The sequence below is a fragment of the Hydrogenophaga sp. L310 genome, from assembly GCF_055703065.1.
In genome coordinates this window covers 1-5,000 of record NZ_JBVPZA010000034.1, presented here as the reverse complement: position 1 = coordinate 5,000, position 5,000 = coordinate 1, and the positions used below count along the sequence as shown (strand labels likewise).

Below are 5,000 nucleotides of genomic sequence, written 5' to 3'. Positions count from 1 at the left end.
GAGGTTCTAACCTAGGTCCCTTATCGGGATCGGGGACAGTGCATGGTAGGCAGTTTGACTGGGGCGGTCTCCTCCCAAAGTGTAACGGAGGAGTTCGAAGGTACGCTAGGTACGGTCGGACATCGTGCTAATAGTGCAATGGCATAAGCGTGCTTAACTGCGAGACTGACAAGTCGAGCAGATGCGAAAGCAGGACATAGTGATCCGGTGGTTCTGTATGGAAGGGCCATCGCTCAACGGATAAAAGGTACTCTGGGGATAACAGGCTGATACCGCCCAAGAGTTCATATCGACGGCGGTGTTTGGCACCTCGATGTCGGCTCATCTCATCCTGGGGCTGTAGCCGGTCCCAAGGGTATGGCTGTTCGCCATTTAAAGAGGTACGTGAGCTGGGTTTAAAACGTCGTGAGACAGTTTGGTCCCTATCTTCCGTGGGCGCTGCAGATTTGAGGAAGCCTGCTCCTAGTACGAGAGGACCGGAGTGGACGCACCTCTGGTGTACCGGTTGTCACGCCAGTGGCATTGCCGGGTAGCTAAGTGCGGAAGAGATAACCGCTGAAAGCATCTAAGCGGGAAACTCGTTCCAAGATGAGATCTGCCGGGGCCTTGAGCCCCCTAAAGAGTCGTTCAAGACCAGGACGTTGATAGGTCAGGTGTGGAAGCGCAGTAATGCGTTAAGCTAACTGATACTAATTGCTCGTGAGGCTTGACCCTATAACTTTGACGATAATCGTCCAAGTGCAAATGTTATTGTTATGCCCCGTAGGACAACCCTCATTGGCCTACATCGTTGGCAGCAATCAAAATAAGCTGATTCGAAACTCTATGAATTCGTCCCTGTTGTGCATCAGCACAGCAAGGACAACCCGTTATGCCTGACGACCATAGCAAGTTGGTACCACTCCTTCCCATCCCGAACAGGACAGTGAAACGACTTTGCGCCGATGATAGTGCGGATTCCCGTGTGAAAGTAGGTCATCGTCAGGCTCTTACTACCCCACAACCCCCTCGTACCTCGCGTACTTGGGGGTTTTGGCTTTTCAGGGTCTGTTAGTCACACCTGTTGGCGAGCCGGCTTGGTATCAATCAAGTGTTGATCACCAGATTGCCGTCCAACCGCAGTGCGTTGCTGATTTCCAATTCTGTGAGCAAGCGATCCAGCCATTCCATTTGTTGTTGATCGCTGTCGGGCGGCATCGTGTTGCTCAGATAAGGCGTATTTCTGGCCCACGTCAGCAAATCGTTTCGCGCTATTGTTCGCCATTCCAGCAATCGGAACTTGATCAAAACCTTGACCGCGTGTCGATGGTGCTTTTCCGGCGAACGGGTGAACTGCGCTAACCGGCTTCGGGCTCTTGTGATCGCTGGCCCGACATCCTGGAACACGCTGCCATGGCCCGGAATCACGCTCTGCGGTTTCAGGCTTTCGATCAAGTCCAGTGTTTCTCCCACTTCCTCAAACGCGGACAGTCCTTCCAGTTCTGGGAAGACGACACCAAATCCGTTTTGCCACAAGGCATCAGCGGAGATCAGAACCCGATGGTCGGGCTGGAAAAGGATGATCGAATGCGGGTCATGACCTTTCGCCCCGTGTATTTGCCAGCGCCAGGAGCCCAGCTGCAGTTCTTGACCCGGGAGCAGTAAACCCTGGTGTCGAAAAGGAGGGCATTGTTGGCCAGTAGGTGTGTAAGTCAGCGCGACGGGGTCCCAATTGGCGACGCTGTCGGCCTGCCCTGGCGGAATCAAGGTCATGAGCTGGGGATACCTGTGCTGCAGCGCAGCGTTGCCCCCGCAATGGTCGCTGTGGAGGTGGGTGTTGAGCAACACGTCCAGCGGCGTCTCAGCAAGCTCGCCGGTCACCAGAGCCAGTGTCTGGCTGACATGACTGCCATAGCCGGAATCGACGAGTGCCGTGGGACCCTCGCCTCGAATCAAGGTGTTGTTGGCCGAGAGCCACCCCCGTTCGAAAACGGTGGCGCCCACCGCCTTGAGGGTTTCCGCGACAGAAGGCGCTTCAATCATGGGTATGTTTGGCCTGAGAGGTCCGTCAGACCGGCGCACGCAGCGCGCGCCGCAGGATCTTGCCGACGTTGGTCTTGGGGAGTTCGTCGCGGAATTCGATGTACTTGGGGCGTTTGTAGCCGGTGAGGTTGTCGTGGCAGTACCGGGCCACGTCTTCCTCTCCCAGTATTGGATCGCTGCGCACCACGAACACCTTGATAGCTTCGCCTTGTTTCGCGTCTTCCACGCCAATGGCGGCACATTCCAGCACGCCGGGGCACATGGCAATGACGTTCTCCAGTTCGTTGGGAAAGACGTTGAAGCCGGAAACCAAGATCATGTCTTTCTTGCGGTCCACGATCCGGGTGTAGCCCCGTTCGTCCATGATGCCGACATCGCCCGTGCGCATGTACCCGTCTGCCGTGAACGCCTGAGTCGTCTCTTCGGGCTGGTTGTAGTAGCCCGTCATGACGTTGGGTCCTTGAATGCAGATTTCCCCGGGGGTGCCCAGCGGAAGGTTGTTGCCGTCGTCGTCCTTGATGGCGATGGCGATGCCGGGCAAGGGAAGCCCGATCGTGCCTGTGAAGTCGCGGTTGATCACCGGGTTGTTGGTGCCAATGGCACAGGTTTCGCTCATGCCCCAACCTTCAATCATGGGGCAGCCAGTGACCTTGAGCCATTGCTTGGCGGTTGACTCTGAAGCAGCCATGCCGCCCGCCTGCGACAGCGCCAGGCTGGAAAAATCGAGCTGGCGGAACTGCGGGTTCTGCAGCAGGGCGTTGAACAGGGTGTTGACCGCCGGCAGCAAGTGAAACGGGCGGCGCTTCAGTGTTTCAACCAGTTTGGGCACGTCCCTGGGGTTGGGAATCAGGGTCATGTGTGCTCCCCAGCGGATGGTCAGCAGGCTGAGCGTGAGCGCGAAGATGTGGTACAGCGGGAGTGCCGCGATGGCGTTGACCACGCGGATATCACCAACGCGCGCAAGCGCGGGCTGGAACCAGGCCTCGGCTTGCAAGACAGCGGCGATGATGTTGCGGTGGGTGAGCACCGCGCCTTTGGAAAGGCCGGTGGTTCCGCCGGTGTACTGCAGGAACGCGATGTCATCGGCCTGGGCCAGGCTGGGTTTGAGTGTCTGGCTGCTACCTTCGGCCAGTGCCTGGCGGAAGCTGGAAATGGTGCGCGGTCCCAGTACGCCGGTCACTGGCAGCTTGTAAGCGGGGACCAGCTTCGCCAGATGCCGGACGGCGAAACTGATCCAGCGGCCATACCAGAAGCCGAGCAGGTCGCCCAGGCTGGCGACCACCACGTGGCGCAATTGGGTGACGTCGATGACTTCTTCGAGTGTGTGGGCAAAGTTTTCCAGGATGACGATGGCCTCGGCGCCGGAGTCCTTGAGCTGGTGTTCCAGCTCACGCGCGGTGTACAGGGGATTGACATTGACCACCGTGTAGCCCGCGCGCACCACGGCCGCCATGGCCACCAGGAACTGCGGCACATTGGGCAGCATGATGGCCACACGAGCACCCGGCGCGAGTCCCTTGGCCTGCAGCCAGGCACCCAGGGCCGCACTGTGTTGATCGAGCTCGCCGTAGCTCATCCAGCGCTCCATGCACACGGACACGGGTTGTCGCGCGTTCTTTCGCAGCGACTCTTCCAGCAGGGTGGCCAGTGAGCGGTATTGCTCGGGTTGAACGTCGTGTGCAACGCCGGCGGGGTAGTGGGACAGCCAGGGACGGTTCATGTTCATGACGGGTGTTGGTCTGGGAGCATTCTGGCGGGCAGAACCGCGTTGGCACACAGGGCCAGCCCTAGGACCGTGTCACCCAAAGCACAGAGGGCGCTGAAACGACTCAGGCCCGCGCCAGCTCGTCGGCGAGCACCTGCTGGCAGCTGTCTGGCGCAGCATCAAACAGGGTATCGATCCATGCGTGTTCGCGCTCGTTGATCGTCGCCAGAAACGCCTGGGCATCACCCAGGGAGGAAAAAGCCGAAAACCCGCTCTCCAGAAACTGTTGCAAAGAAGACAGGCCGGCCGCCTGCGCGGGCTTTCGCATGAGTTTGAGCGCGATGGACAGGGACCTCATCCGGGTCAGCCGCTGCAGTTCGCGGCCCATGTGTTTCACCACCGAGAGTTGCCGGTCGCGCAGCGGGCGTTCACCGGTGAGGCGCCAGCTGCGCACATAGCGCTCGGCTTCGCTGCGAGAACTGTCTTGCGCCAACCAGTGCGTGGCCAGTTGGTGGTCCAGCGTTTCGGTGAGCGCATGGGTCTCGGCCAGATCCACCGCGAGCTCCGCCACGGCGTCAGGGAACATGCGCTCGATGGCCCCCGCGATGCGCCCGAACTGCGTATCACGCTCGGTGAAGTCGTGCTCACCGTAGAGCTCATCAAGGAAGAAACGGGTGGCTTCCGCGTAGCGAGGCTGGACAAGAAAGTCGGCGTAGGTGGCGCGAAAGCGCCTCGCCTGCAGCTGCTTGACCTGGTGCACGGCGCTGGCCAGGCCGGCATCGTGAGCCTGCTCACGCAGATGCGCCACACGCTGCAGATGCATGCGGATCTGTTCTGCGGCGCTGGTCCCGGCGTTCATCGAGAACCAGTCTACCGCTGTAACAGACCGTTCCGCTAGGAGTCTGCGTGGCAGAACGTCTCGCGGGCTGATTTGGGGGGCAACTGCGCGGTGCCTCGGGTGATTTGATCGTTCCTGTTGTTTGGCGTGGTCTGTGTGTCGGCCTTGTGCGGGTCAGAACGCTCCGTTTCGCGGCCCGAGATGCCCCGTTTTCCCTCAAGTGCCGCGCAAACTGCATATCCTTCTCAAGTTGAGTGCCAGACACACGAGCTTGAACTCGGCCTTGACCTTGTCCAGTCCCCGCAGACTGAACTGCCTGAACCCCAGCACGCTCTTGATCCACCCGTTGGGCGCCTCCACGATCCACTTCCTCTTGCGGTAGGCAGCCTTGCCTTCGGGTGTCTTCAACTTGGCATCCATCGCTGCGCTGTGCGG

At 59.6% G+C, this 5,000-nt stretch carries 4 protein-coding genes and 2 rRNA genes (1 of these 6 running past the window's edge); 2 read left to right on the top strand and 4 right to left on the bottom strand.

Annotated features, from left to right (window positions below):
- Window positions 1–714 (top strand): 23S ribosomal RNA (locus tag AC0GNO_RS23630) (it extends 2,165 nt beyond the left edge of the window).
- Between the two features lie 160 nt (window positions 715–874).
- A 5S ribosomal RNA gene (gene rrf / locus AC0GNO_RS23625) occupies window positions 875–987 on the top strand.
- Between the two features lie 99 nt (window positions 988–1,086).
- Here rrf and AC0GNO_RS23620 read toward each other — a convergent pair.
- From AC0GNO_RS23620 to AC0GNO_RS23605, 4 genes are all read right to left on the bottom strand, one after another.
- A complete protein-coding gene (locus tag AC0GNO_RS23620; protein WP_472905743.1) occupies window positions 1,087–2,022 on the bottom strand; it encodes an MBL fold metallo-hydrolase in 936 nt (311 codons plus the stop codon).
- A 25-nt stretch (window positions 2,023–2,047) separates the two neighbouring features.
- Complete coding sequence (locus AC0GNO_RS23615) at window positions 2,048–3,742, bottom strand: AMP-binding protein (protein WP_472905742.1); 1,695 nt, start codon at window positions 3,740–3,742, stop codon at window positions 2,048–2,050.
- Window positions 3,743–3,851: 109 nt separating this feature from the next.
- Window positions 3,852–4,586 carry an FFLEELY motif protein gene (locus tag AC0GNO_RS23610; RefSeq protein ID WP_472905741.1) on the bottom strand — a complete coding sequence of 245 codons (735 nt, stop codon included), beginning with the start codon at window positions 4,584–4,586 and terminating at the stop codon, window positions 3,852–3,854.
- Window positions 4,587–4,781: 195 nt separating this feature from the next.
- On the bottom strand, window positions 4,782–5,000 hold a 219-nt coding region (locus AC0GNO_RS23605; protein WP_472905418.1), incomplete at its 5' end, for a transposase.